The organism is Nonomuraea sp. NPDC050680 (assembly GCF_040654555.1).
Lineage (GTDB): Bacteria > Actinomycetota > Actinomycetes > Streptosporangiales > Streptosporangiaceae > Nonomuraea.
The window spans coordinates 17,101-40,986 of sequence record NZ_JBFAIF010000026.1 but is presented as its reverse complement, the minus strand read 5'-3'; the positions used below and the strand labels follow the sequence as shown (position 1 = coordinate 40,986).

Here is a 23,886-nt window from a genome sequence, read left to right as displayed (position 1 = left end):
CAAGTGGTCTTGTGCTTGCTGTGTTTAAGTCAGTCAGTCACTAATCCCGGCCCGCTAGTCAGTTAGTCACTGAAGCTGGGTCTATGGATAAAATCAGCTCACCTTGAAGACATCCTCAAGCTCGTACAGGCCGCCGGGCAGCGCCAGGCTCATGGCCAGCAGTACGGCTCCCGAAGGGTCGTGCACGGACGCCAGCACGCCGAGCACCGGGTTGGACGAGCCGAGCAACTCGGCTTCCTCCTTGGTGGGCTTCCGCGCAGACAGCCGCTCCGTGATGTGATCGAAGCGCAGGTGCTTGACCGCCTGGAGATGCCGGCGGATGCCGTTGCGCAGCGGCTCGGGCTTGTCCAGGTCGGTGCCCACCGCGATCTCCAGGGGAATCCACACGGTCTCCACCGCGGACGGGACCTCCCCCTGACGGGCCACCCGCCTGCGCACGATCACCGGCGTCCGCTCAGCCACACCGAGAAGCCGAGCCACGTGCCGAGGAGCCGAAACGCGCGCCACCTCCACCAGGCTGTCAGCGCTCTCACCCTGTTCCGCCGTGCTCAGACTCGGCCGGACGCGCTCGCCCCCGCTGTCGGGACGGCCCTTCACGAACGAGCCGCGCCCGTGCTCCCGCTCGATCCAGCCCTGCATGGCCAAGGTCTGGAGAGCCCGCACCACCGTGGTACGGCCCACGCCGAGCTCACGCACCAACTGCGTCTCGGACGGCAGCATGTCACCAGGGGCGTACTCGCCCGACTCGATCCGCTCCTGAATCGCCCGCATAACCTGGGCGTATTTCGGCGGGGCGAAGTCCATGCTCATCTTGGCCGTCCGTTCACTCTTGCGCTCGTCCGCACAAGTACAGTACTGGCTAAGACAGGACCTGTCAGGGCCCTTTCACGGCAGTCTTCCGTGCCGCCTTAGCGGCCTGCTCCCACCGCTCGGTGCATTCCTGGCAGGAGGCCGAGCCAGTCGGGACGAAGGGCAGATGCCAATTGCCGATCATCACCGGCTGGACTGACGCCCCGCACCACGCCGTCGTACCGTGCGTCCGTACCGCATGCTGAACCAGCACGGAGTCTCGCCGGACACTCTCCACCCCGCATCCCCAGAAGGCCGTATCGCTCATGGCTCGACCTCACGCACGAAATCAGCCAGCGGCCCTTTGCCCGAATGTGCGGCCCGCAGGTCTGCATACTGCATGGAGATACGGTGAGCGGCCCGGACCGGGTCAACCGCCGGATGCCAGGCATAGATGACCCGCCGACGCGTGGCATTCCACCCCGTTCGCCACCAGAAGTGCCGGCCATCGCACCACACCACCAGACCGACCCAGACCGATACCAGCGCGAGCCCGTAACCGTCGTGAACATCGGCAGCGATCCCTTTCCCCGCCAGCGCCTGCCGGAGAAGTTCGGCCGAATGGCGCGGATCAATCGTGATCAATTTCGGCGCGTTCATTCGGCCACCCGCTCGAACCGCACCATGCCCGCCGGGTCGAGGGAAGCGCGGAAGATCTCGCGGCGGGAACGGTCGTCGGGGGCCGCACCGAAGTCGCAAACGCTGTGCACGATGCGCCCCCGCACGCACGCACCGTCAGGCATGCCCCGCATCGCCGTGCGCAGCGCGTCCATGGAGGTGGCCTGGAACGGGCTCGACCCGCAAGGGCCCAGCTCGTCACCGTCGCCGATGCTGATGCGGACTTCCCACTCGAACAGCTCACCCAGCACGCCGCCCTGCCCGGGGCCGTCGCAGTACAGGCAGTCTTCCTTGGCGGACGAGGCCATGCCCAACCTCGATGCCGCGACGTGACCGCGCCGAGTGACGATCTTCCATCCTCGGCCGTCGCATTCGGTACACCTGACCGGAGTTGTCATGCCCGACAGCATGAGCAGCCAGACCGTTTATACATATCCCACGGCGTTATACCTCGAAGCCATATCGCGTCTGCGGCACATCAATACACCACCTGGAAGCCGACTTCCGGAGGTCCACATGCGCAAAAGCGCGTTCGACCCCATCGACATACCAGAATGGGTGTGGGACCGCGACGAAAGCCGCGAAATCCTCCAAAAGCGCGACATCACCGGGCTATTCCGGATAGCCGCCAAATACGGCGGTCTCAGCCAAGTACGCATCGCGACAGCAACCGAGATCGCACAACCCCGCGTCAACAAGATCTTCAACGGGACAGCCGGCCCCATCGAAGAACTGGCGGTATTCGAACGCATCGCCACCGGACTCGGCCTGCCCGACCACGCCAGAATGCTCCTCGGCCTGGCCCCGCTCGACCTCGCCTCACCAACCGGCGATCACGACAACGAGCACCAGGAGCAGACCAGCGAACTCACCGCCCGCCTGGACGCCGCCTCAGCCATCGACCCCACCATGGTCATGATCCTGACCACAGACACCAACAACCTCCGCCTACAAGACCGCCGACTCGGCAGCATCGCCATCGCCGACAAGATGCGCGCCCAGATAGCCCAGATCGAACGCGCCCACCACCACGCCGTACGCCCGCACATTCGCGCCCAACTGGCCCACCTCCTCGCCGAGACCGCGTCACTGGCCGGATGGCAGGCCATCAACACCGTCGCCCTCAACGACGCCTGGAACCACTACGAGCACGCCAAAGCCGCCGCCCGCGAAGCCGACGACCCCGCCGTCCTCGCCTACGTCTCCGGCGAACAGGCATACGTCCTCATGGACCTCGGCAGACCCGCCGAAGCTGCCGAACTCCTCCAACACATCCACGCCACCCACCGCAGCCACGTCCCCGCACGGCTGCGGACCTGGCTGGCAGCAGCCGAAGCAGAAGCCGCCGCCGTACTCGGGGACGAGGGCGCCTGCCGCCGCGCGCTCGACCAGGCCGCAGCCGTGTTGCCGGAAGGCGATGGAGACCCCGAGATGCCTTACCTATCGATCAACGTCCACCACTTCGCCCGCTGGAGAGGCAGCTGCCTCCTACGCTTCGGCGACCCCGGAACCGTCGAGGACCTGCGCTCAGCACTGGCCGGGATGGACGGCACCTACAACCGCGCCGAGTCAGGCGTCCGCTGCGACCTGGGGCATGCGTTGCTCGCGGCTGGCGAACCAGAGGCCGCTCAACCGCACATCCAGCGAGCGCAGCAGCTCGCCACCATGACCGGCTCTCGCCGTCAGCGACGACGCATCGACGAACTGTCGCGAGCGGTCAACCGCGCCCTTGGCCGTTGAGCCGCTGCTGAGCCTGGAGAAGACCGATCAACGTCCCCGACGTCCAGATGTCACCGCGGGCGATCATGCCGGGGATCTCCGACATCGGAACCCACTCGATCCGATCGGCCTCCACCTCACCCTCCGGCTTGCCCACCAGCTCGGCTCCACGCACCAGAAAGAGACTGTGCTCCGAATCCACCATGCCGGCCATCGGCTGATAGCTCACCAAGTGCTCGACCTGCTTAGGCCGATACCCGGTCTCCTCCTCCACCTCCCGCACAGCGGTCGTCATGGGGTCCTCACCCGCCTCCACCAAACCACCGGGAAGCTCCCACCCCCACCGATCGAACACGAACCGATGGCGCCACATCAGCAAAACCCGATCCTGCTCGTCGACGACCACCGCGATAGCGGCCCGATCCAGGTGCACCACATGATGCTCGAATCGCTCGCCGCCGGGGATCTCAACATCGGCCATGCCGAGCCGGATCCACCGATTGTCGTAGATCAGCCGTTCCCCATGCACGACCCAGCGCGTCAGCTCAGCGTCATCAGCCACACCTGCGAAGCTACCGGCCCACAACCCCGACGTACACGCACTTCCCAGCGACAGTCCGGGAACGTTGCCGAATAGCGCTCATAGAGATCAAGGGCGGCGCTCCGCGCCGCCGCGCGGCCCGCGCACGCCCGCACGCTGCGCGTGCGGCCTGGGGGCCGTTCTCGCGCGCGACGTGCGCGTGCCGCGCATAGCAAGCGAAACCATTCGCCACGGGGTCGCGTTACCAGCATCATTGAACGCATGGCACGCACGACGTTAGATCCAACGGACTCTACCGACCGCGAACTGATCTTTGCTGTAGGACGCGTAGCCATGGCGTCAGCGGAGTTGGAAGAGGAGCTTCGGTGCGCCCTCAGCGAGTTAATCGGTGGTGACCAAATCTGGATTATCGCAGAGGGCCAGAGCTTGGACTGGCTGGCAAGCTACGTGAAGCTCCTCATCGCCTCTGAGCTCGAAACTTACGAGGCATTGATAGAGCGAGAAGACTCTAGCAAACACTCATCTTGGCGCCGTAAGCGGCATGAATACCTGCTGAGCATCTCGGGCTGCTTGCCGAAGATTCCTCCTCTTCGCGATAGCCGAAACGTCGTTGTCCATGGGATCTGGTACCGCGAGTGCCTCTTCCGGCACGAGTGCAAGGAATACTGTAGCGACAGTCCTTACGGCCGACTCGATAAGGATGCGGTCATGTACCACGCGGACCGCAGTCGGATGCGTCGCGAAAGTTCCCGGCAGCGGTGGAGCATCCCGCAGGTGGAACGACTTGCGGATGAGATTACCGCGATCAGGTCGCGGCTTCAGCGGGCACGTTGGGACATGATGCTGGCTTCGACGGACAACGTGTAGGGATGACAAGAGCGCCTCCGGCGGGGGCGCTCCGGCTCCGGGATGAGCGCCGCGTGGTCTTGAGATCCGTAGGTGGCTGAGGTGGAAGCCTGATCATCCCGCCCGCCATCGACCCGGGACAAGCCGAGCAGACCAGGGCCACGGGGTCAAGGTCGTTCGTCCAGTGGGGCGCTCCACCTTGACCCCGTGGCCCTGGCCCGCCTCCCTTTCGGGCGGGTCGACGGCAGACGGGATGATCAGGCGGCCGGCGTGTGCGCATTGCGCGAGAAACACCAGGTAGCGGGCTGATCGTCGTGCCATTAGCGTGCCATTAGGGGCGGTAACGAGGGGTCAACCACGGTCACTCACGACCGGCCTCAGTCCCAGGTCAGCGCCCCTACGAGCCAAGATCCCTGCAATTCCCAAGCTGACATTGGCGGAAGATGCTCTTATGGAAGACGCATGGGTAGCCATCGACGATCTCATCGTTGCTGAGCGCATCGTTCCAGCGCTGATGATCATGCGTGAACAGTTCGGTGACACCATCCACGAAGCTATCGACAGATTCAACGAACGTTACGAGTACCTTCGAGGGGTACGTTTCGAGGACTTCACGAAGCCTCGCGGGGAGTACGGGCGAGGCGTCTACACCTGAGCGAAGGCCCGGTCTACACTCCTTGATGACAATCGGACGCTCCGACAAGGAAGCGATCAACGAGCCGCCAGGGTTGCATTTCGGGTTGCGGTACGAGGCCGTTCACAGCCGTTCAGGATGGACTGCCCATGCGCCCTGACCTGCATTGAACGATCTGGAACGGCGCGAACTGGATCTTTTAATCCGCAGGTTCAAGGAATGTGCGGGGAATGTCTCCCACTGTGATTTTCTGATCCATCCAAAGCCGACCTTCCCTACCTGGGCTGAGTCGACTCACCATGAGAGCCCGGGAGGTCCTCCGGGGGCTCTCATTTCCGAGAAGGCGGTAGAGCCTAATTTAAGGCATAGGGGCAACCTGAAGTGCTGTGATGCATGGAAGTTCGTGAACGCGGGTGTTGGGATTCCTCGGATTCGTATCGTCGGAACGCCCAAGATTTGACACCGTAGATGCGTCTGCGGATTCAGCCTCCAAGTCGTGTAGATCGAGCTCATCGCCAGGTCACATCGTTTGGATCGACATTTCTTCGAGATCAATGATCGGTGCTTGGCGTAGATGGTCCCGGAATAGCGTGCCTGTGAGTTTCTTCGTTGTTCCAGCTTTTCCGCTTTGCCGGTAAGTCCACCCGCCATTCTCCAGATCGAGGACATGAAGTCCCCGCTTCAGGCGGACGTCCGTGAACTCGCTGAGATCGAGAACATAGGCCTCATACTTTACCCCCGCTTTGTGTTGATCAGAAAGTGATGCCTGAATAAGATGCGCAAATCGCAAGTCAACGAGCTGCGCCAAAATCTCATAGAAACTATGAGATTTTTGGGCTATATCGATCCGGAAATAGGTGTAGCCGGCACTCTTCACGCGTGCTGACAAACCTTCTAGTGCCCTAAGAAGGGCTCCGGCGGTTTCGGAGGCAACATCTTGCTCTAGGTCACGCTTCTTTCCACGAGCAGCGCGTCCAGCAGCATCGGCGACATCTTCTTTACCTATTTCACGAGCCTTAGGCCGTGATCGAGCAGCGACGATCGAAGAGGCAAACAGGTTAAGGTAATCGCGTGGAACGCCTCCAGAACCGAGAACCAAGCGGCCTAGCGCCGTATCTCTCGCAATACTGGACGGCTTGTTGAGCCCCGCCGTTGTTGTGTAATTAGCGAGAACAGATTCAAGGAACGACTGCGTGGCGGAAGGATCTTCGAGGGTGACATCTAGGTCGATCTTTGATGCATCGTGCGGGATTTCGAGCCCCATTCTTGACGAGGGCTCAAAGGGACGAGTGAGACGCTCGATGCTAGCTACTTTGAGCCAGCCATCACAATCACGCAGCATTCCCGCAATGTAGTCAAGCAACTGAGATTGAGCTTTGGTTGGGAAGAGATAGAAATCGTCTATAAAGAGATATAGGCGAACTAGGCCCTCGCGAAGAACCATCCGCAGGGACGAGTTGAGATTTGCGAGAATCTCGCCGACTGATTTCTCGGAGATTGTCTCCATCGTACGGAGGTCGGCGATATTCGCACTAGCTTCTTTAAGGCGGCTAAATGATTCCCCTTGGGAAGATCCTGCGTGCTTCGTGAGTGATTTGAGTACAGCTTCCGCAACTACAAGGAACGCAGGTGCCGCGTCGAGACGCCGAAGCGTATGAGCATTCATCCAGACAGCAACATGCCCCTGCTTCTCGGCTAGACGCTTCGCTTCAAGGAGCAGAGCAGTTTTTCCAACACCTCTTCGACCGTAGACCAGGTGATGCCTAGATGCGCCAATGGCTGCCAAGCTTGCTCGCGGATCTTCCATGTACTTAAGACTTGGAAGAGCATCAGAGGTGCGAGATCTCGCTTCAAGGAGCTGGATTAGTTGATCAGCTTTGGAGCTAGATAGAACTCCCTGATTCCTCTCTTCGCTAACTTCTTTCTCTTCGTCCCGGTTCGGCCGGAACGTGACTACGAAAGAGTTGCCCTCCGCATGCGCAACGTCATTTAGTTCAGCCTCAATTGAGCCCGCTAGACTTTGTGCTGTTATGAGCCCGTCTTCGGCCACCCATATGATAAACCACCTTTCCCCAGGGAATGTGCGTTCTTCTATATGAGTGATAGTGACCCCAGCCTCTACTAGAGTCTGCTTGATGCGGGCCGCGTAATCGTTTGCTGACATCATATGTGTCCGTTTCCTGAGGCGAAGTCCTCGCAGGCCTGAACAAATTCAGCGGAAGTTACAGCTAGCTGGCGGGCCTCATCCTCCCAGTCGGATTGGCCTATCGGGTATATATCATAATCAGCTTGATTGCGCAATAGGCGGGCGTCTGTTAGTTCATTCTCTCGTATAGCTGCGTCTTTCATGTGGGGTGGCAGCTTTCGCGGAAGGATGCTGTGGCGCTCATAATCGTCCCCACGGGTCTCTGCAAATACTATAGCGCGCGCAGCTTGATACATTGCATAATAATGACGGCTAATTGCCGAGCGATACTGTGTTGCGAACAATAGTTGATCCCCGGCACGCAAGTGTTCGCCAGCTAGAATTAAGCGATCAGATATCACTTGCTGGACAAGTTGCGCCAGAGGGAATGGATGTCTTCCTCCGCCTACTGGGAATGCGTCAATGGCGGCTTTTTTGCAGGTCGAGATATGGAGGAGCATCTGATCGGCTGGTGTGATCGCTGGCATTGCTTAGACCTCTTTATCTAGGCAGCCGATCAGCTTAACTCCTACATGGAGAGTAAATCAACCCGAACGACAACATGTCCCATCTATTCATCTTTGTCCGTATCTAGGTCCATGGGTAGTCGGAGTCTTTGGCTGCGCTGCATGTTCCAGCGATGGCGATAGGCTTGCCACTACCTGGTTCCTAATGCGCCCCCACTGAGGTGGACGGATCTATATAGGCGCAGGTCAGATAGTTTTCGCGGCGAGTCCGTATATCGCCGGCACTTCGCTTTTGGGAGCCAACGGCGCGTACGATGCCGGCCAGAGCTGCCGAAGCAGTTGCCTGACATAGGAGCGTCAGGTAGGCGGAGGCATGCGCGGCGCGCAACTCGAACCCCTGCGCGGGTTGCAGTTTGGGTTGCAGTTCACCGCCGTACAGCTCCGTTCAAGACAGACCGGCCACCCCCGTTGGTCCAGGTTGAACCGATCGGGACGGGCAGGACCCGAGCTGCTAATGCGGTTTGGTCCTCATCGCGGCGCACAGATACCGCTCTCACGATCGCCTGTCGATGACTAGCTGCCGTACGTGGCTGGTGCGCTCGACGGTACAGAGTTCGTTCCTCACCCAGCCCCACCATGCAACAGGGTTGATGTCAAGGGAAAGCCTGGGCAGGGCTCGAGCTTGTAAGATCCGGAATATATCCGGAAGACGGTTCGCGAGGGGGTCGCCAAACGCGGCATCTTCGCAGCTCAACAGGGTTGTCAGGCCATTAACTGCGACGCCCTGTAAAACCGTCGGCTCAGCCTACGCAAGTTCGAACCTTGCACCTGCCACACCAGCAAGAAGAGGCCCTTCACCAGCGGAAACGCGGTGAGGGGCCTCTCTCGTTGATCGCCCGTGTGTGCCCGTGGTTCCCTCTGTTTTCCCGTGGCATCTGGCACGGATCTGGCACGGCGATCACCCGCGTTCGGTTGCCCCGTGCGGACGCACGCACCGCTCTCGCCGGATCTTCCCGTCGCCTCCAGCCCTTGGCCCGCTCGGCTTGTCCTGGGCGACGGTGACGGGAGGAGCCGGCCCCACATCAGCCACTGACAATGTGCGGCTTGCCGAGATCATCTCGGAGCCTGAGGCCCCCGCCGGAGGCATCTTTGACCAGGACCTGGCCCAAGGGCAGCAGCGTGGCCGGCATCGGCTGAAGGATGCCGCTGGTGTCGCGCGGAGGCGAGGACAAGTCGAAGCGGTCGTTTCGCTGCGGTGGCGCGGTGGCGCGGTGGCGCGGTGGTGCTGGTTAGCGTGTTGGATATGCCGTTGCAGGAGATCCCTCCGCCTGTGGGTCCCTACAACCCGGACGATCCGTTCTGGCGGGAACTACGGTCGGTGCTGGAGCGGGCACGGGTTGCCTCTGGGGTTCGGCCGGGCGGACAGTTCACTCGCGAGGAGTACGAACGGGCCTGCGCCGAGTTGGAGCTGGTTCCGTTGAGTGACGAGGAGTGTTTCAGCCCGGGGATCAGGGATGGTCGTGCCGGCCCGCCTGATCGGACTTTTGCTGAGACGGTTTCTCTGCGGCTTGCCCGTGATCGGGGGTGGGGGATCATGGCTGAGCTTCGTCGGGAGCGCAGGGAGTTGTGTGGGGAGTTCGGGCGGCGGTTCCCGCGTGGGACGTCTCGGCAGGAGTATGAGCAGGTGTGCGCGGATCTTGGGGTACAGCCTGCGCCGGATGAGTCCTCGGGCCATGGCAGCCACTTATCTTGCGCGGGAAGAGTTCGAGGACCTCCCTGAAGTCAATCTGTTCGTGGCGAACTTCCGGGACATGGGGATCTTCAGAGAGAGACACGGGAGAGCTTCGGAAGCGTAATCCCTATTGGAAATACTTGCAAAGACGCACGGCCGATCAGGCTCTATCAAGCTAAAGACCGCTCAGCAATGCTGCAATCGACGCTGATCGTTCTCTTAAACGCGCTCTCAGTCCAGTCGTTCTTAATATAGCAATCTCCCAGGCAACCAGTAGGTAGAGCATCTCATCTTCATAGCCGAATGATTGCCCCAAGTTCGTGGTCTTTTTCCTTGACTGTTTGCGTCTGTCGGACTCTACTAAGATGTAGCAGTCTGTAACGGCCTGTGACTGTGGCGTCAACTAATGGGGGAGCTATGCGTCGCGTTGCCTATTTCCGAAATCGTATGCATCCACAGCGCGCCTGGTGGCTGATAAAGAATAATTGGTTTTATCCGCCGATCGCTATTGTAATCGTAGTCATGAGTGTGCTCGCCTTCCTCATGATGAAACGCGCCGACATGGTTAGCCTTGATGGGCCAAAGCCGGATTCAAAGCAGGTAGAGACGTTCCTCGCCTTCATTGCTGGCGGTCTTGCTACTGTAGCTACAGTCCTCGCAATGTTCGTTACACAGCGCCACAACATGCGAGAACAGCGAAGGCTCCGAATGGAAGCCGTCCTCAACAGTATCAACTCCCTTCCGGAAGGGGCCGTGGAGAGGGAGTCCGGCCTACTGCCCGCAATGGTGATGCTTGGGCAGGCTCACATCGCGCTACGCGCGCTGGAGCCTGCATGGGAGAAGGGGAAGATAGACGTCGGGGGGGCTACGTGGGTCCTAGGGCAGGTTCTGGCTGGCGAGCACAGCTACAACTCGGCATACGGAAACGACCCTATTGATAGGACTGCGATCGCTGAAGCTGCCATGCTTCTTGAAATCCATGCTCGCAAGGGGAACTTTACTGACGACGCAGGTCATGTGTATTTCCCTGGTTATTTGGCGAGCTGCTGGAATCGAAGCCTCCCGGCTAAGGTGAAACCACATATTTTCAGGGCCGGGGTATTTGCGCTAATAACAAGAAGCAGGTCTTGGTGGTTTGACAGAGGCTCTGGTAATACCATTCCTCTGGTGCCAGTAGAGATGTTGATCCATTGCGTAAAACATGATCGCGACAGGCGCATGCGGGCTACAGCTATCTGCTTGCTAGATGTACTGCAAAAATGCTTCTCCGATCACGCAGGACAGCCCGAAAGGTCGCCTACTCTAGGTGATCATGAGCGAAGTGTGGGGAGAGCCTCAGGAGTACAGCAGGAGGAAGCACAGAGAAAGAGGGCGTCCTCTGAGCTCAATAAGAAAAAAGACGAGCTTCGCAGAGCAGAAATCCGCGAAATTCTGAATCCTTGGCGTAAGTGGTGGGCAAACAGGCTCGGGGTGATTCCGGAGTGTGCCGATCTTGTGGTAATGATCGAGCAGTGGAACAATGGCTCAGAAGCCTACGTGCCTCGTGCCCTCCGAGCGGAGCCACCGTCAATTAATGCGCCTGCGGCCACCATGCAAGATGGCGTCGTCCAGGTAGTCATGGAGAATGGAGATCGAGTTCAATTTCGCATGGAATCCTGATAGTAGCTGAATAGATCCGATGTGCGAGAAACAGTCCGATCCATGATTGGCTACCGAACGTCACATGAACAATCGAGTTGCTCACGATTGCGCGGGCCGAGCACGGCAGCGGTAGGAGCCCTATCCTCGATATGGCAAGGGGCTTGTCCACCCCGGTGTTTCGTGACTCGACATTCCAGGTGGTCCCATGGACAAGCACCAGCCATGGACCATCCGGCTTCACGGCCAGAATCCTGCGCACGGAACCGGTCTCCATGTCCCCAAGCCTGACGCGCCGCCGCACACGCGCTCCGCCATTATTCAAGTGACCGATCGAATGTGAAGGGTGATTGGCCGAGTTGAGGCGCGGAACCGAGTGGTGGCGATGACAGAGCGGTAACTACCCGCTGTCGGAGCAGCTCGTACTGCTCGCGGCACCGGCGGGGCGCATCCGGCGGCCGGTGCTGCACGCGACCACCAGCAACAACCTCGCCGGGCTGGAATTGATCGGAGGTGAGGTCCACTTCAGTGCCGTCAGGCAGCCGATTCCAATAGTGGTTCCAGACCTTGGTCCCGCTGATTTGGACCTCGCCAAGGATCAGGTCACCTCCGAGGAGATCCTGGACGACCAATGCCGTGGTCCCGCACTGGCTCCTTGCCGGGTTGTCGGGCCGCCACTGTTCCCGGCCTACTGGATCGCAGGTGTCAGACCCCCAGGCGGCCCGCAGTACCGGCCGCAACTCCTCTACGTTCACCATCCTGAGAGTGTCACAGAACGGTGCGACAAATCTCTCCAGACCATCCCGCCATTGCGCTCGGCAGCAAGTTCACCGCGCTCGCCATGACGGGGGCCCTGGAACCTTCTGGATGAGGGCTCTCCCGCCAACTAAGTAGCGCAAAGCAGCGTCCCACATACCGTTCGTGTCCACGCGGAGCAGGAGGGGACGCCATGCCCAGCAAATCCAAGTCAGGCAACCAGGGCGGGGCATGGGGCTGCCTCGCTGTAATCGCCTTTGTTGTCGTCGGCTGCAACGCCCTCTTCGTCGGCAATGACCAAGAACCCGGCGGCGCACGCAATCTGCGGCATGAGTGGGCGCCTCGCGCACTCACGGTTGGCTTCGGTGGCTAGGAGGAAAGGGACCTCCAGCGGCCCTCGGAGACGACCTCGACGGTGCCGTCGGTCACCTTGATGGCCGTCTGGTCGTCGATGGCGTACGCCGGACCCGCGATGTCGGCGCCCCACCTTTCAGCGTCGGCCATGGTGTTTCCCGGCATGAGCTCGTGTCCCAGGTGCGGGAAGATCGAGAAGTCGACGACCCCTAAGGTGTGGTCGCTTCCGGTGGGCGGCGTCCATTCGACGAAGTAGTCACCGATCCGGGGGGTCATCACCATGCTGCCGGCGCTCACCCCCACCCAGACCGTCTCGGACAGCGACGGCAGGAGATCCGCCAGCCCGGACTGCCGCATCCAGTGACACAGGTACGTCGCATCGCCGCCGTCCACCAGCAGGACGTCAGCCTCCCGGACCCAGGGGACCCAGCGGTCCTTGCCGATGCTGGGCAGTGCGGTGAGCTCGAGGAGGCCCACCGACTTCCAGCCCAGGTCGCACATGGGTGCCGGGGTCTGTCCGGCGATGAAGCGCCAGGCTGAGGCTGGCGTGCACATGGGGTGGCCATACTCAGCCGTGGGGATGCAGAGGGCACTGGAGTCGGCGATCGGCTTGCCCAGCAGGTCGACCAGCGCGTCGCGGATGCTCGTGTTCGTGACGCCTCCGGACGTGAGAAGAAGCTTCAAGGTGCCTCCTGATTTGAGTGCGACGGAGCGGTGTGACGTGTAGACCCGGGACCACCGCGAGACTCATCGCTGCTGGGGGCCTCTTGTCGCGCCGCCGCCCCAATGCGGCTCTCGATCGCTACGCCGCTGGCGGCCAAGTGCGCCGCAGTCTCTCCAACCCTTCGCCCTCCAGGTCCCCACGGCCTGGACGAGGCTGGCTAACAATCTGCTTGACGGGCTGACGACCTCGATTTTACAGAATATTGGGATAGCCGATACGGTCGATTCGGCCAAGATCTAATGCTCTTATGAGGTTGAAGCATGAACCGCAAGAAGATCACCTCCGTTCTGCTCAGCTCCGCTGCCGGGACGGCCATGCTGCTGGCACCGGCGACCGCAGCCTCCGCACAGGCAGTCTCCGCACAGGCAGGCACCGCACGGACGAGCGCGGAGACCGCCGCGACGAAAGCCACCGCCGCGTCAGCTCAAGCCGGGGTCGAGCGCGACAGCGTCCGTTGCTCCAAGCCCAGAGGCAAGTGGGCCAACTACTCGTGGGGCGAGGGCAACACGAGCGCGACCATCTACTTCAACAACCACTGCAGCCACAAGGTCAGCGCCAAGATCATGTTCGTGAGGAAGGGCTCGGTGGGCGACAAGGTCGCCAAGTACCGTTGCATGACGGTCAACGCCAACACCAAGGGTAAGAAGAAGTTCTACGCCGCTGTCTACAAGCCGTATTCCGTGACCCGCGTCGCGCGCTGCAGCTGAGCCGGCCGCCCGTGCGCGTTCCCCGGGGTCGCGTGGCGTGGGCGCGATTGGCCGCTTTTGCGGTTCGGGCTTGTTCTTGCCCTTGTACGGGTCAGGGCTGGGCTCCTTGAGACTGGCTGCTGCAAGCCCCGCCTAACGGTTGCCTCCAAGCAGAGCCGATCACTGCTCTGAAAGGAGCGTGCGAGGGCGCTGCCAGTCCGCGGGTAGGGATTTTCCCACCTCGAGCAGCACGTCAACGACCGTGGTGTCCATCCCGACATGGACGAGTACTTCGTCTACTCCGTCGACGGAGTGGTGATCACAGGATTCGAGCCGTTCTTCCCCGGCGATCGGGATGGTAGCGATCCGGACCGCCTGCTGGGCCACATGCGGGATCTGGGCATGCCACTGGACGGAGAGGCTGACACGCGGACTTCCGCCGCTCTCGCCATCGCGCTGGCTGCGCGGGCCACTGGGGTCACCCTGACATCGACTCACTACGCGGAGGAGCCCATCGTCGGGTCGATCGACTGAATGTTCCGACCCAGTGACCTGCAAGGCCAGGTAACCACAGGACCAAAAGCGATCTACAACTGAACAGTTAGGATCGGGTCATGCCTTTAACGGTGATTGACGTGGACCGGTTCGAGCTGTCGAGGCGCCGTCTGGAGGCCATCGCCTACCGTCTCCTCGGTTCCGCGGACGAGGCGGAGGACGTCGTGCAGGAGACGTTCCTGCGCTGGCAGGCCGCCGACGTCGACCGCGTCGAGGTCCCCGAGGCATGGCTGACGAAAGTACTCACCAACCTGTGCCTCAACCAGCTCACCTCCGCGCGGGCGCGCCGCGAGACCTACGTGGGTCAATGGCTTCCCGAGCCGCTGCTCGCCGGGGACCTGATGCTCGGCCCGGCCGACACCGCTGAGCAGCGCGAATCGGTCTCGTACGCGGTCCTCACCCTCATGGAGCGCCTGTCTCCCAACGAACGCGCCGTGTACGTGCTGCGGGAGGCCTTCGACTACCCGCACCGGGAGATCGCCGAGATTCTCGACATCACCGAGGCGGCCAGCCAGCAGATCTTTCACCGTGCCAAGAAGCATGTCGCGTACGGCAAAGCCCGAACCGAGATCGACGAGGCCGCGGCCCGGCGGATTGTCGAGGAGTTCCTCGCGGCTGCCACCAGTGGCCAGACCGATGAGCTCGTACGCCTGCTCACCAAGGACGCCATCTCCATCGGCGACGGCGGAGGGAAGGTTCCGGCACGCACCAAGGCGTTCGAGGGAGCCGTCGCGGTCGCGAAGTTCGTGTGGGGCTTGCTCAAGCCCGCCGAGGCCAAGCGCGCCATCGTCAGCGGCTCGCCCGAAATCTACGCCTGGACCGCCAATGGTGAACCCGCCGTTGTGGCCGTCGTGGAGGGCCGGGTCGTCGCCGTCATGTGCCTGGAGGTCACCGCCGAGGGCATCAGCGCCTGCCGTACCCAGGCAAACCCCGACAAGCTCGAACGCGCGACCGCGCAATGGGCGGCGGCCAGCCATGGAAAGCCCTTGCTTGTGATGTGACGTGTCTCACATTGTGCTCCTGTCAGGAAACAGCGGGCCATCCGGTTCAAGTGACAAATCCGAACCGGACAGGAGCCTGAAATGCAGCACCGCGTCATCGTTCTCGGAGCCGGATACACCGGAGCCAGCGCCGCCGGCCGCCTCGCCAAGCGGCTGCGCCGCGAGGACGTCGCCATCACCCTCGTCAACGCCGAGCCCGACTTCGTCGAACGCGTCCGCAATCACCAGCTCGCGACCGGCCAGGACCTCAGGCCCCGGCCACTCAGCGAGATCTTCGCCGGCACCGGCGTCGAACTGAGGCTCGCGAAGGTCACCGGCGTCGACGTCGAGCGCAAGACCGTCGCCATCTCCGGTGCGAACGGTGCCGAAGAACTGGAGTACGACACCCTCGTGTACGCCCTCGGCAGCGGCTGGAACAGCCAAGGCGTACTTGGGACTGCCGAGCACGCCTACCAGATCGCCAGCCGTACCGGAGCGCTCCGGCTGCGCGAGCGCCTGGCGGGCCTCGACGCCGGGCAGGCCGTGGTGGTGGTCGGCGGCGGCCTCACCGGCGTGGAGGCCGCCACCGAGATCGCCGAGGCCCGCCCGGACCTCAACGTCGCCCTGGCCATCAGCGGCAGCCTCGGCGAATGGGTCTCACCCAAGGGGCGCGAGCACGTAAGGAAGGTCTTCGGCAAGCTCGGCATCACCGCGTACGAGCACACCGCGATCAGCGGCGTCGAAGCCGACCACGTCACCACCGCCGACGGCAAGGTCATCCCCGCCGCGGTCACCGTATGGGCCGCCGGTTTCGCGGTCCACCCGATCGCGAAGGCGACCTCCCTGGAGGTCTCCGGCACCGGCCAGATCGTGGTCGACCAGACCATGCGCTCGGTTTCACACCCCGAGGTGTACGCCGTCGGCGACGCGGCCATGGCGATGGGCGCCGGAGACAAGCCGCTACGGATGTCGTGCGCCTCGGGAATCCCAACCGCCTGGCTGGCCGCCGACGCCCTCGCGGCGCGCCTGACCGGCCGAAAGGTCCCGAACAAGACGATCGGCTACTTCAACCAGTGCATCTCACTGGGCCGCAAGGAGGGCCTGATCCAGTACGTCGCAGACGATGACCGTGCCAAGCAGGCGGTCCTGACCGGCCGACTGGCCGCCGTCTACAAGGAACTGATCTGCAAGAGCGCCGCATGGAGCGTCGCCAACCCGACAGTCGGGATGCCGACCCGGCGCCACCGCGTTACGCATGAGCAGACGCTGCTGCAGGAGACTGCGTGAACATCGTTGTGGACGACGATCATTGCGGTGAGGGGCCGTCCGGCTCCAGCTGGGCTAAGGCTTGGCCACCAGCCGGAACCGTGTCGGCCGCCACGCGAAACGCTCAGGCTGGCGGGCCCGCGTCACGCGCCGCCCGTCGGGTGCTCATCATGTTCCGCCCGTGCCAGGCGAGTACGTAGCAGGCAAGTATCACAGCGGCCCCGTCGGCGCCTCTCAGGATCATGCTCCGAACCAGGTCGTAGCCGCTCACCGCGGCGCGGTCGGTCACCGCCCCGGCGGCGGCACCGGCGATCGCGGCCACCGTGACCGTGGCCAGCAACGCGCCGCGTATGCGACCCGCCACCCCGGGCAGCCGTTCCGACCGGACCGGGGTTCGCCGGTACCAGAGCGCGAACCATCCGGCCAGGGCCGCCAGACCGCCTGCCGAACTGGCGTACATGAGCACGTTGAACACACGATGCGGGCCGATGACCGGTAGCCGCAGCACCTGCCAGTGCGCCACCGCGAACCCGCCGACCTGCGTGAACCCGTCCCAGACCAGGTGCGTGACCATTCCGGCGACCAGCGCCGCCACCGCCGCCACGGGCGCCGGCCGCGGCGCGACGGGCAGCCGGGCGCGCACCCCGGCCGGGGCCAACGCGACCAGCGGCGCACGGAGCACCTGGTAAAACAGCATCAGCAGCACCGCGCCCGACGGCACCCCCACCAGCAGCCCCCACCATGCGTGCGTGCTCGCCGAGGAGAACGGCAGCGGCAGGTAGTACGGCAGATCAGGTATCACCGTCCCGACCGCCAGCGCCGAGGGCGGCAACCACCGCCGCACCGGCAGGATCGCGGCGACATGGCTCAGCGTGAACGGCACACGCCATTATCGGCACTCGCCGTCCGGACGATGATCTATATCGATATCTTCGCGGCTTCGAGGCGGCTTCGAGGCGGCTTCGAGGCGGCTTCGAGGCGGTGTCGAGGCGGTGTCGAGGCGGCGTCGGCCTGACACGACCTCCGCCCGCGCAACTATCGCCGCGTGCGCAGGACGCGGGGCGAGGCGCCCAGCTCACGGCGGCACGCCTTGTTGAACGCCTGCAGGTCCGCGATCCCCACTGCCGCGGCGATCGCGGGAATCGCCAGCGTCGACTCGCGCAGCAAGTGCAGCGCCCGTGACAGCCGGCGGCGGCGGATGTAGGCGACCACCGTGTCACCGCTCTGGGCGCGGAACAGCCGGGTGAGGTGGTTGTGCGAGACACCGGCGGCCCTGGCGACGTCCGGTACGGTCAGCGGTGCGGCCAGGTTCGCCTCGATGTACTCGATCGCCGCGGCCACCACGGCGGGCCGGCTGCCGACCACGGGCAGGCTCGCCACCCGCCAGAGCACCGACCACACCTCGGCCGACGCCCTGGCCGGGGTGCCGGGGACGGCCGCGATGGCCTGGCGCAGCGCGGCGCCGATGACCGGGGCCTGGTCGCCGGCGTCCCGCATGACCGCCACGGTGCGGCGCTCGTCCGCGCCGGGCAGGCGGAAGTGCGCGTACAGGTGCTCTGATCTGCCCCGATAGTGGTAGTGCACCTCGGCGCCAGGCGGGATCAGGCTCACGTGTCCCGGCTTGATGGCATGCACGGTGCTTTCCAGGACGAGCTCGGCCGCGTAGCCGTACAGGTGGAGTTGCCACAGGTCGGGCAGCCGAAATACGTCGTGGAGGCCGACGACGCCGTGCACGCCCACTCCCGCACTGGCAACCACGGGTGGCTCGGAGAGCGCGATCGTCAGGTGACGCACAGCGCATGTCTACACCAGCGGGGGAAAATCAACCAGTAGTTGATGATTACAACCCACGACACGGCGAGTGTCCAATTCTAGCTTTGAGGCATGAGAACCACTTTGCTCACCTCCGCGCAGGTGGCCGGCTTCGTGGCCGCCGGTTACCTGCGGCTCGACGGGGTCGTCCCGGACGAGCTCAACGACCAGGCGATCGACGTACTGGAGGCGGGAATCCCGCGCCTGCCGTACGGGACCCCGATCGACACGGCATTCCCCGAGGGGACGTTCGCCCGCCGCCTCATCGAGCTGCCCCAGGTCGCCGGGGCCTTGCACTCCCTCCTCGGGCCCGGCCCGACCGTCGACCACCATGCCGTGCACATCCGCGAGCCGCACGGCGGACAGGCCCAGCCGCTGCACGCCGACGCCATCATCGACACCCGCGTGGACGCCTTCGACGTGCAGCTCATGTACTACCCCCGCGAGGTCACCACGGACATGGGCGGCACCCTCGTGGTGCCCGGCAGCCACCTGCGCCGCGTCAACGAGAGCGACACCGGCCGCTACCAGAACCTGCTCGGCCAGACCCGGCTGACCTGCCCCGCCGGGACGGTGATGCTGCTGCACCACGGCATCTGGCACGGCGGCCGGCGCAACGACAGCGAGGTGCGGCGGTACATGTTCAAGATCCGGTTCAACCCCACCGTCCCGCAGGTGCTCCTGTGGGACACCTCCGACCTCGCCGACCCCGCCGTCCTCGACGAGCTGGGCAGGCGTTTCCCCTGGTACGAGCAGGCAACCGGCCGGCTGGAGATCCACAATCGGGCACTCCTGTGGCGCGCCATGAGCGCGGATCCCTCGTTCGACATCGACTACTGGACGACGCGTGTGAACAACCGCCCCGGGAGGGCCGCATGAAGCAGCAGGTGCTCGTTCTCTACCTGGCCACCTCCGCCCTCGACGCGCCGGTGGTGGGATGGTCCCGCTACGACGGCACCGGGCGTACCGATCCGACGGCGGGCGACGGGGACGAACCGCCGTACGAGACGGGGGTGGACGCGCTGCGCGACGGCTGGCGGCTGTTCCAGGCATCGCAGCTGATCCCGCCGTACCCGGGGCACGAATACGACACGTCGTTCCTCAAGCACGAGTTCTTCTTCGAGAAACTGTCCTGATGGCCGGTGCCCGTCCCGCTCAGGCTCGCCGCCGCGCGGCCGGAGGCGGGCGAGCACGTAGACCTTCGCCGTCGTCGCTCAGGAACGGTGAGTTAGGGTGACCGGCGTGAGCCCACATGAGGTGGCCGCCGGCCGATTATCGAGCCTGGTCGCTCGTGCCCGGTCAGCGGCACTTGTCGGGAAGATGGGTGGGCGGCCCGCGCCACTCGTCGAAGTGGCCGGTCTGCTGCTCGTGATCCTGCTCTTCGCATGGCTTCATGCCGCCGTCGGGCAGGACGTCGCAGCCGCCACCGCCAACGCCCTGGCCGTGCAGTCCATAGAGCGGGCCGTCCACCTGGACATCGCGCTGAGGGCGAACCAGTGGCTGACCGAGCATCCGGCCCTCATCCAGCCGGCGGTGTACTACTACCGCCTGTACTACCTCGTGATCGTCGGTGTACTGGTGTGGGTCTTCGTCCGGCACGCCGATGTCTACGTCAGGATCCGCCGGACCCTCGTCGCGATGCTCCTTCTCGTGCTGCCCGTCTACTGGGCGCTGCCCATGTCGCCCCCACGGTTCGCCTTACCGGGCGTCGTCGACATCATCGCCGAGTACGACATCCTGGGCAGCCATGCCTCACGAGAGATCGCGAACGGCCAGAACCTGACAGCGATGCCCAGCATGCACGTGGGGTGGTCGTTGTGGTGCGCGTATGCCGCGTGGTGCGCGCTGCGGTCCTCCCATCCGCGACTGGCGTTGCTGCCGTGGATCTTTCCGCTGGGCATGACCGCAGTCGTGCTCATCACGGGGAACCATTATGTGCTCGACATCGCCGGAAGCGCCGTGTTGCTGCTCGTCTCCATCGCGGTCGCATCAGCGTGGGGCCACCTCGCCGAGCGCCGGCGTGCTCGAGATTGAGCGCGCCCGCGGACTCCGGTCCTGAGGGGGCCGGGGCGCAGCAATACGCTCTGGCTACCCGACATCAGGACGGTTGGGTTTGTGCGGCGTACAGCAGAATGAACCCGTGCGGCAGTCAGGCGACGAGGACGAGGCCGAGGCGATGGCCAGAGGCCACTGGGGCCACCTACGAGAGGTCCTGGGGCATTTGGCGTGGTCGGCCGCCGACCAGATCGAGTGGCTTGGGTCAGTGATGCTCCCAGATGAGCTGGCACTTGATTTCGACAATGTCTATGGGGCGCGCTGGCTGTCGCGGGAAGCCGGATGGATCACTGACGAACTCTCGGGATATCTCGACGAGATCGATCGGCTTACCGTCGACCTCACAGACGAAGGCCCACGGCCGTGGAACGACGAGGGGTTGCAGAGTCACCCCACCTGGGAGCGCTTGAGGGTTCTCGCCAGCCGCGCTCTGGACATCATGCCTCCAACCCCTTGGACGACCAGATCGGACGCTTGATCGCCGTCCATTTCCCCAGCTGGCGGTGAGAGGATGGGCTCGTGGGAGATCCTTGGGAAGCCATCGATGATCACATTCTGGCTGAGCGTATCCTTCCTGCCTTGGTGATCATGCGCGAGCAGTTTGGTGACACCATCCACGAAGCCATCGATAGGCTTGCTCAGCGCTACGAGCGCCTTCGGGAGGCACGTCCCGGAGATTTCGTGAAACGCCGCGAGCAGTACGGGCGGGGCTTCTACTCCTAGAGCCATGGACTCGAAGGTTCTGCGTTCGAGCCCTGACACGGGATCACAGCGTCTGATCTTGTGTAGATGTACGCGCCCATATCCCGCCGGAGTTGGCGGGGAGCCCGGGTCGGGGACGAAGAGGCCTGTGTCGAGCGGCGGCGGCATGTACGAACCGTCCCTCTCCTTCAGTCTTCACCGGCAAGGGACGCGAGAACAAGACTGTTTCTAGCTGCTCGATCTTGTGAGACTGATGGGCATGACCAGCCTGAACGAACCTGACTTTGCTCATCTCGTCCGTCGGCTCGCTCATGTCCGCTGGATCGCCGGAGGTACCGGCGCGGGCAAGAGCACCCTCAGCCAGGTCTTGGCCGAACGCTATGACGTCGTCGTTTATGACGGCGATCTGGCCGAACATCACTACGTCCAGCGGTGCTCCCCGCAACGACATCCCTACATGTGCGCGCTGCTGCGAACACCCCCGGAACAGAGATGGACGGACCGCACGCCGGAAGAGATCTTCCAGAGCATGCCCAGTCTGCACGGCGAGACCATCGGACTCGTCATCGAAGACCTGCTCACCCTGCCAACCGACCGCCTTGTGCTGGTCGACGATTTCCGTACCCTGCCCGAACACATCGCACCATTGCTGACGTGGCGTGAGCAAGCCGTATTTTTCCTGCCAACACCCGAATTCCGGCGCCATGCATTGGGCAGCCGATTCGCTGACCCAGCCCGAGCACGAGCCAACTGGGGAAACTGCGACCACGCTGAGGCGATGGTGAATCGGCTGGGCCGCGACGAGCTCTGGGACGACGAGGTACGACGCCAAGCTCTCAAGCAGGACCTGCCGGTCCTGGATGTCGACGGCTCTCGAGGCATCGCTGAGCTGGCCGACGAACTGGCTGCGAGGTTTCTCCTGACCGGCAACTGACCGTGCGCGCTCGGCTGGACTCCTGGGAGCCACCTGAACGGAGCAGGCGGTGACTCTGCGTATCTTGCTAGGCCAAGTGCCTAAATAGGTTGGTTTCAACTACTGGAGCTGATAGAACGAACGCCGATGTACCGGAGGCTCCAGAGTCCGACAGCGAACGGGCGAGGGACGTACCGGGGCCAACTTTCACCATGATAAATACCGAAAGTCCGGCTTTATCGCAAAAGGATGCCGGGTCGGACAATTGATTCTTTCCTGGTTCCTAGCCCGACATGCTGATTCGCCCAATTCTGAAAGGCCCCGCCATGTATCCGCCACCCCCCTCCCACCCTGGCTACCCGCCGCCGCCGATGCCGTTGCGCCCGGTCCGCGGCGTCGCCATCTTCGCCGTGGTGGCTCTGGTGTGCGACTCCCTCGTCGGCATCGTCGCGGCCGGGATCGACCTCTGGTACGCCTCGTTCGTGGACCGCATGGTCGTTGACGTCGACTCCGTGTCCGAGGCGGAGATCGACACGGCCGACCTCGTCTACGGCCTGTCCGGCATCCTCGAGGCGGTCGTCTACGTCGTGGCCATCGTGGCGTTCCTGGTGTGGTTGTTCAAGGTCAGGGTGAACGCCGAGATCCTTTCACCCGGCGGCCACCGGCGCGGCCAGCCGTGGCTGATCTTCGGCTGGGTGGTGCCGATCGTCAACTTCTGGTTCCCCAAGCAGATCGTGGACGATATCTGGTACGCCTCCTCCCGCGTCCCCTCGCCTCCGCGGGGGCTGTTCAACGCCTGGTGGGCGGCTTGGCTGATCGGCAGCTGGGTGACCAACGTGGGGAGCCGCCTGCTGTTCAAGGCCGAGGAGTTGGAGTCGCTGGCCGCCGCCGCGCGGTTCGACGTGGTGAGCATCGTGCTGATGCTCATCGCGGCCGTGCTGGCGATCGGCGTCATCCGCAAGATTACCGAGGCTCAAGAAGAACACCGCGCGGCGGCCGCCGCCGACATGGCCTACGGAGGCATGCCTCCTGGCGGAATGCCTCCCGGTGGCGTGGCGCCCAGTGCTCCTGGCGGTGGCTACCCGGGGTACTGACGGTCGTGCCGAAGGCCGGCATTGGCCCCTATCCGGCAGGACGGGGGCCAGACCAAGCCACAGCCTCCCAGAGCAGCCCGCCCCAGGGCACACACATTGAGTATGCGGTACTCACGCCATGCTGGCCCCACGCCAGCACGCTGGGTTACATGAAGTCACACAACCTTCGCACGGCAGCCGTCATCGCTCCCCTCCTCGTCCTCGGCGCGACCAGCGCCACCCCGGCATCCGCCGCGCCGTCGTCCACGGCCGTCTGGGCCGCGTCGAACGTCCAGCTCGTGAACTGGCAGACCGGCAAGTGCCTGACCATCGCCGGCGGCGTCAGTACCGAGAACAACGTCCACGCCGTCCAGTACACCTGCGACAGCCACCCCTCCCGCCGCTGGGACATCTGGGGCTACTCCAGTGCGGCCCTGCAGGTCAAGAACCGTCAGACCGGCAAATGCCTGACCATCGCCGGCGGCGTCAGCACCGAGAACAACATCGTCGCCCTCCAGTACACCTGCGACACCCACCCTTCGCGCTACTGGGCGCTTGGCAGTCAGATCGGCCAACACCTCCAATTCCGGAACGTCCAGACCGGCAAATGCCTGACCATCGCCGGCGGCGTCAGCACCGAGAACAACGTCGAGGCCGTCCAGTACACCTGTGACGGCCACCCCTCCCGCTTCTGGGAAATCCGCGACTACTACGGCTGAGCCCCCGCGTCCGGACAAGCCACGCTCTGATTCCGAGAAGCCTGCGGAAGAGGAAAACCAGT

Annotated in this window: 25 protein-coding genes; 16 read left to right on the top strand and 9 right to left on the bottom strand. The window is 63.5% G+C overall.

All coding sequences use genetic code 11. The features are described from left to right. Positions 1-93: 93 nt before the first annotated feature. The 3 genes from AB0H88_RS45880 to AB0H88_RS45870 all read right to left on the bottom strand — a co-directional run bounded on the left by AB0H88_RS45880 (position 94) and on the right by AB0H88_RS45870 (position 1,775). A complete protein-coding gene (locus AB0H88_RS45880) occupies positions 94-810 on the bottom strand; it encodes a GntR family transcriptional regulator (RefSeq protein WP_357655512.1) in 717 nt (238 codons plus the stop codon). 303 nt (positions 811-1,113) lie between these two features. After that, entirely contained in the window at positions 1,114-1,449 is a 336-nt protein-coding gene (locus AB0H88_RS45875) for a hypothetical protein (RefSeq protein WP_357655510.1), read from the bottom strand. Further along, the gene (locus AB0H88_RS45870; RefSeq protein ID WP_357655509.1) at positions 1,446-1,775 is read right to left on the bottom strand and encodes a hypothetical protein; all 330 of its coding nucleotides are present in this window, start codon (positions 1,773-1,775) and stop codon (positions 1,446-1,448) included. Before AB0H88_RS45870 ends, AB0H88_RS45875 begins: the two co-directional genes overlap by 4 nt. A 34-nt stretch (positions 1,776-1,809) precedes the next feature. Here AB0H88_RS45870 and AB0H88_RS45865 point away from each other — a divergent pair, with 34 nt between their 5' ends. Then, on the top strand, positions 1,810-3,207 hold the full coding sequence (locus AB0H88_RS45865) for a helix-turn-helix transcriptional regulator (protein ID WP_357655508.1): 1,398 nt from the start codon (positions 1,810-1,812) through the stop codon (positions 3,205-3,207). Here the strand turns inward: AB0H88_RS45865 and AB0H88_RS45860 are convergent. After that, the gene (locus tag AB0H88_RS45860) at positions 3,185-3,748 is read right to left on the bottom strand and encodes an NUDIX hydrolase (RefSeq protein ID WP_357655505.1); all 564 of its coding nucleotides are present in this window, start codon (positions 3,746-3,748) and stop codon (positions 3,185-3,187) included. The two genes, AB0H88_RS45865 and AB0H88_RS45860, sit on opposite strands and share 23 nt — an antisense overlap. Positions 3,749-3,988: 240 nt before the next feature. On the opposite strand from AB0H88_RS45860, the gene AB0H88_RS45855 reads away from it, so the two are divergent. Beyond that, on the top strand, positions 3,989-4,594 hold the full coding sequence (locus AB0H88_RS45855; RefSeq protein ID WP_357655502.1) for a hypothetical protein: 606 nt from the start codon (positions 3,989-3,991) through the stop codon (positions 4,592-4,594). Positions 4,595-5,024: 430 nt separating this feature from the next. After that, positions 5,025-5,228, top strand: coding sequence for a hypothetical protein (locus AB0H88_RS45850; RefSeq protein WP_357655500.1), 204 nt, complete (start codon positions 5,025-5,027; stop codon positions 5,226-5,228). A gap of 499 nt (positions 5,229-5,727) precedes the next feature. Here the strand turns inward: AB0H88_RS45850 and AB0H88_RS45845 are convergent, their stop codons facing one another. Together AB0H88_RS45845 and AB0H88_RS45840 are read right to left on the bottom strand one after the other, a co-directional pair. After that, positions 5,728-7,257: an ATP-binding protein gene (locus AB0H88_RS45845; RefSeq protein WP_357655498.1), complete on the bottom strand. Its 1,530-nt coding sequence runs from the start codon at positions 7,255-7,257 to the stop codon at positions 5,728-5,730. Between the two features lie 113 nt (positions 7,258-7,370). Beyond that, positions 7,371-7,880, bottom strand: coding sequence for a hypothetical protein (locus tag AB0H88_RS45840; RefSeq protein WP_357655495.1), 510 nt, complete (start codon positions 7,878-7,880; stop codon positions 7,371-7,373). A 2,233-nt stretch (positions 7,881-10,113) separates the two neighbouring features. Between AB0H88_RS45840 and AB0H88_RS45835 the strand changes: the two genes are divergently transcribed. Beyond that, on the top strand, positions 10,114-11,250 hold the full coding sequence (locus tag AB0H88_RS45835) for a hypothetical protein (RefSeq protein WP_357655492.1): 1,137 nt from the start codon (positions 10,114-10,116) through the stop codon (positions 11,248-11,250). Between the two features lie 1,104 nt (positions 11,251-12,354). Here the strand turns inward: AB0H88_RS45835 and AB0H88_RS45830 are convergent. Further along, positions 12,355-13,023 (bottom strand): Type 1 glutamine amidotransferase-like domain-containing protein, encoded by a 669-nt coding sequence (locus tag AB0H88_RS45830; protein WP_357655490.1) that lies wholly within the window; start codon positions 13,021-13,023, stop codon positions 12,355-12,357. Positions 13,024-13,323: 300 nt separating this feature from the next. On the opposite strand from AB0H88_RS45830, the gene AB0H88_RS45825 reads away from it, so the two are divergent. The 4 genes from AB0H88_RS45825 to AB0H88_RS45810 all read left to right on the top strand — a co-directional run bounded on the left by AB0H88_RS45825 (position 13,324) and on the right by AB0H88_RS45810 (position 16,571). Beyond that, a complete protein-coding gene (locus tag AB0H88_RS45825) occupies positions 13,324-13,770 on the top strand; it encodes a hypothetical protein (RefSeq protein WP_357655487.1) in 447 nt (148 codons plus the stop codon). 258 nt (positions 13,771-14,028) lie between these two features. Beyond that, a complete protein-coding gene (locus tag AB0H88_RS45820) occupies positions 14,029-14,283 on the top strand; it encodes a DUF6461 domain-containing protein (protein WP_357655485.1) in 255 nt (84 codons plus the stop codon). Positions 14,284-14,363: 80 nt separating this feature from the next. Next, complete coding sequence (gene sigJ, locus AB0H88_RS45815) at positions 14,364-15,305, top strand: RNA polymerase sigma factor SigJ (RefSeq protein ID WP_357655482.1); 942 nt, start codon at positions 14,364-14,366, stop codon at positions 15,303-15,305. An 81-nt stretch (positions 15,306-15,386) separates the two neighbouring features. Next, positions 15,387-16,571, top strand: coding sequence for an FAD-dependent oxidoreductase (locus AB0H88_RS45810; RefSeq protein WP_357655479.1), 1,185 nt, complete (start codon positions 15,387-15,389; stop codon positions 16,569-16,571). Positions 16,572-16,674: 103 nt separating this feature from the next. On the opposite strand, the gene AB0H88_RS45805 is transcribed toward AB0H88_RS45810, so the two are convergent. Beyond that, a complete protein-coding gene (locus AB0H88_RS45805; protein ID WP_357655477.1) occupies positions 16,675-17,433 on the bottom strand; it encodes a DUF4184 family protein in 759 nt (252 codons plus the stop codon). Positions 17,434-17,585: 152 nt separating this feature from the next. Continuing rightward, positions 17,586-18,344: a helix-turn-helix transcriptional regulator gene (locus AB0H88_RS45800; RefSeq protein WP_357655475.1), complete on the bottom strand. Its 759-nt coding sequence runs from the start codon at positions 18,342-18,344 to the stop codon at positions 17,586-17,588. A gap of 90 nt (positions 18,345-18,434) precedes the next feature. Between AB0H88_RS45800 and AB0H88_RS45795 the strand changes: the two genes are divergently transcribed. The 8 genes from AB0H88_RS45795 to AB0H88_RS45760 all read left to right on the top strand — a co-directional run bounded on the left by AB0H88_RS45795 (position 18,435) and on the right by AB0H88_RS45760 (position 23,824). Continuing rightward, the gene (locus tag AB0H88_RS45795) at positions 18,435-19,241 is read left to right on the top strand and encodes a phytanoyl-CoA dioxygenase family protein (RefSeq protein ID WP_357655472.1); all 807 of its coding nucleotides are present in this window, start codon (positions 18,435-18,437) and stop codon (positions 19,239-19,241) included. Continuing rightward, the gene (locus AB0H88_RS45790; protein ID WP_349448871.1) at positions 19,238-19,498 is read left to right on the top strand and encodes a hypothetical protein; all 261 of its coding nucleotides are present in this window, start codon (positions 19,238-19,240) and stop codon (positions 19,496-19,498) included. The genes AB0H88_RS45795 and AB0H88_RS45790 overlap by 4 nt, the downstream gene beginning before the upstream one ends. Positions 19,499-19,604: 106 nt before the next feature. Continuing rightward, positions 19,605-20,396 (top strand): phosphatase PAP2 family protein, encoded by a 792-nt coding sequence (locus tag AB0H88_RS45785; RefSeq protein ID WP_357655469.1) that lies wholly within the window; start codon positions 19,605-19,607, stop codon positions 20,394-20,396. Positions 20,397-20,502: 106 nt separating this feature from the next. Then, positions 20,503-20,895 (top strand): hypothetical protein, encoded by a 393-nt coding sequence (locus tag AB0H88_RS45780; protein WP_357655466.1) that lies wholly within the window; start codon positions 20,503-20,505, stop codon positions 20,893-20,895. 41 nt (positions 20,896-20,936) lie between these two features. Continuing rightward, entirely contained in the window at positions 20,937-21,140 is a 204-nt protein-coding gene (locus AB0H88_RS45775; RefSeq protein ID WP_357655464.1) for a hypothetical protein, read from the top strand. Between the two features lie 238 nt (positions 21,141-21,378). Further along, positions 21,379-22,053: a hypothetical protein gene (locus AB0H88_RS45770; protein WP_357655461.1), complete on the top strand. Its 675-nt coding sequence runs from the start codon at positions 21,379-21,381 to the stop codon at positions 22,051-22,053. 305 nt (positions 22,054-22,358) lie between these two features. Beyond that, the gene (locus AB0H88_RS45765; protein WP_357655460.1) at positions 22,359-23,126 is read left to right on the top strand and encodes a DUF4328 domain-containing protein; all 768 of its coding nucleotides are present in this window, start codon (positions 22,359-22,361) and stop codon (positions 23,124-23,126) included. A gap of 149 nt (positions 23,127-23,275) precedes the next feature. Continuing rightward, positions 23,276-23,824, top strand: a complete 549-nt coding sequence (locus tag AB0H88_RS45760; RefSeq protein WP_357655457.1) for an RICIN domain-containing protein — start codon at positions 23,276-23,278, stop codon at positions 23,822-23,824. Positions 23,825-23,886 lie beyond the last annotated feature (62 nt).

Bases quoted from the DNA above. Each gene is read 5' to 3' on its own strand.
- AB0H88_RS45835 (WP_357655492.1), top strand. From the start codon at position 10,114: ATGAGTGTGCTCGCCTTCCTCATGATGAAACGCGCCGACATGGTTAGC.
- AB0H88_RS45810 (WP_357655479.1), top strand. From the start codon at position 15,387: ATGCAGCACCGCGTCATCGTTCTCGGAGCCGGATACACCGGAGCCAGC.
- AB0H88_RS45770 (WP_357655461.1), top strand. From the start codon at position 21,379: ATGACCAGCCTGAACGAACCTGACTTTGCTCATCTCGTCCGTCGGCTC.
- sigJ (WP_357655482.1), top strand. From the start codon at position 14,364: ATGCCTTTAACGGTGATTGACGTGGACCGGTTCGAGCTGTCGAGGCGC.
- AB0H88_RS45880 (WP_357655512.1), bottom strand. From the start codon at position 810: ATGAGCATGGACTTCGCCCCGCCGAAATACGCCCAGGTTATGCGGGCG.
- AB0H88_RS45870 (WP_357655509.1), bottom strand. From the start codon at position 1,775: ATGGCCTCGTCCGCCAAGGAAGACTGCCTGTACTGCGACGGCCCCGGG.
- AB0H88_RS45760 (WP_357655457.1), top strand. From the start codon at position 23,276: ATGAAGTCACACAACCTTCGCACGGCAGCCGTCATCGCTCCCCTCCTC.
- AB0H88_RS45765 (WP_357655460.1), top strand. From the start codon at position 22,359: ATGTATCCGCCACCCCCCTCCCACCCTGGCTACCCGCCGCCGCCGATG.
- AB0H88_RS45790 (WP_349448871.1), top strand. From the start codon at position 19,238: ATGAAGCAGCAGGTGCTCGTTCTCTACCTGGCCACCTCCGCCCTCGAC.
- AB0H88_RS45825 (WP_357655487.1), top strand. From the start codon at position 13,324: ATGAACCGCAAGAAGATCACCTCCGTTCTGCTCAGCTCCGCTGCCGGG.
- AB0H88_RS45840 (WP_357655495.1), bottom strand. From the start codon at position 7,880: ATGCCAGCGATCACACCAGCCGATCAGATGCTCCTCCATATCTCGACC.
- AB0H88_RS45875 (WP_357655510.1), bottom strand. From the start codon at position 1,449: ATGAACGCGCCGAAATTGATCACGATTGATCCGCGCCATTCGGCCGAA.
- AB0H88_RS45795 (WP_357655472.1), top strand. From the start codon at position 18,435: ATGAGAACCACTTTGCTCACCTCCGCGCAGGTGGCCGGCTTCGTGGCC.
- AB0H88_RS45820 (WP_357655485.1), top strand. From the start codon at position 14,029: ATGGACGAGTACTTCGTCTACTCCGTCGACGGAGTGGTGATCACAGGA.
- AB0H88_RS45850 (WP_357655500.1), top strand. From the start codon at position 5,025: ATGGAAGACGCATGGGTAGCCATCGACGATCTCATCGTTGCTGAGCGC.
- AB0H88_RS45855 (WP_357655502.1), top strand. From the start codon at position 3,989: ATGGCACGCACGACGTTAGATCCAACGGACTCTACCGACCGCGAACTG.